Annotated in this window: 1 protein-coding gene; it reads right to left on the bottom strand. The window is 42.4% G+C overall.

Going from position 1 to position 1586, the window contains the following annotated elements; genetic code table 11:
- Positions 1-1586 (bottom strand): TonB-dependent receptor plug domain-containing protein (locus tag D0Z60_RS11435; protein WP_118858568.1); only part of this gene is annotated, 1586 nt, incomplete at both ends.

Raw genomic sequence — 1586 nt, 5'->3', positions numbered from 1 at the left:
CGGGCTTGGCGGCGTGACTTCAAGATTTCTTTGGCTGTGGCTACGATAGAATTTATTACCGATGTTTTTTACCGTGAAATTCACATTGAAGTTGTCTTGATTAAGCGGCTGCCAGTTTACGAAAATATCATGTACGCCGTATCCGATACGTCTTCTCGTTTCGACTTTCGGCGCAGCGCCCGTTTTATACTCTTTAGACTGAGCATAGCGACCTAACCAACCGATCTCTAAATTCGGTTCAACAAATTTATACGAAACACCGGTACTCCATTGACGACCTTGCGGAATAACATTCAGCGGATCATTAGAAAGCGCAAAGTCCGCTTTCGGATCGGCATACGCCACACCGGCGGTTAATTTTAATGCGTTCCATTGATAATCCAACTCGGCTTCATAACCTTTCGTTTTTAAGGTTCCCGCATTGCTAATGATACTGTTGGTCGTTTGATAGAAGTTTTTAACTCTTTGCTCGAACACGCTGCCTTTTAAATTAAAATCGGCATATTTCCATTCAAAACCGACTTCCGCCAAACGTACGTCTTCGGTTTTCAATTTAGGATCGATAAAACGTAAGCCTCTGGCTTTATCTAATGAACCGCGGTTATCGGTTATGGTATTTGCCGAAGCTAAAATAGGGCTGCGACTTGCATAATTTAATTTAGCATTCAAAGCAAAATTCGGTGTAATGTCCCAAATCAATCCGAAACTCGGATTTAATCTTTTATCGGATACCGATTTATTACCGGCAAGCGGTTTACCGTTTTTATCCACTTTACCCGCTGTATCCAAATCATAGTAATCATAACGTAACCCTGTGGTTAAGGTCAGCACTTTACCTAAAGACCAAATCCCTTCGGCATATAATCCGTATTCGAATTTTTGTTCGCCTTTAATATTGCCGAACGAATTCTGACTACCTGTCTGCTCTTTACGCAGATTCACACCATATTTAAACAGATGCTCTCCGCCAAATTCGCTGGTAAAGCCTAAATTAGCCCCCGTTGTTTTGGTTTTAGAACTACGTTGATAACCGGTTAATTTATTTTGCTGATAATCTTCTCGCTTATCCGTCCCTAAAATATGGAACACATTCGCTTTAACGTCTCGAGCAAAGCCGATGTCTTTCGCATCATACTCAAGGTTGTAGGTACGTTTGGTCGTGTTCGCATTTACCGGGCGGCTATTAAAAATCATCTCGAAACGATCTTGTCCCGCACCATAAAACGACTCTTGACGGAAACTTAAGCCGATACGCTGTTTATCGGTAATATCATAGCCGAATTTCGCCAAATAATTACCTTGACGACGAGCGGTATTATTCACTACTCGGCTATTTTTATTCACCGCATCCGAATAACCTTTACCCGCCTTATAGTTTTTATCGTCTCCCCAACTGCCTAATAGCAATACATCCAGATTATTCGCTTGTCCATAGAGTGAAAGCGAATCGTTAATGCCGCGATTACTGTTATATTCGGAACCGATACGCGCACCGAATGATCTGCCGTCTTTCAATAAATCTTTTGCCGATACCGTTTCCGCACGGATTACACCGTCCGTTATACCGATACCGGCACTGGCGGAAC

This window comes from Sphingomonas mesophila, assembly GCF_003499275.1.
Classification (GTDB): domain Bacteria; phylum Pseudomonadota; class Alphaproteobacteria; order Sphingomonadales; family Sphingomonadaceae; genus Sphingomicrobium; species Sphingomicrobium mesophilum.
This window is presented reverse-complemented; position numbering and strand designations above follow the sequence as displayed.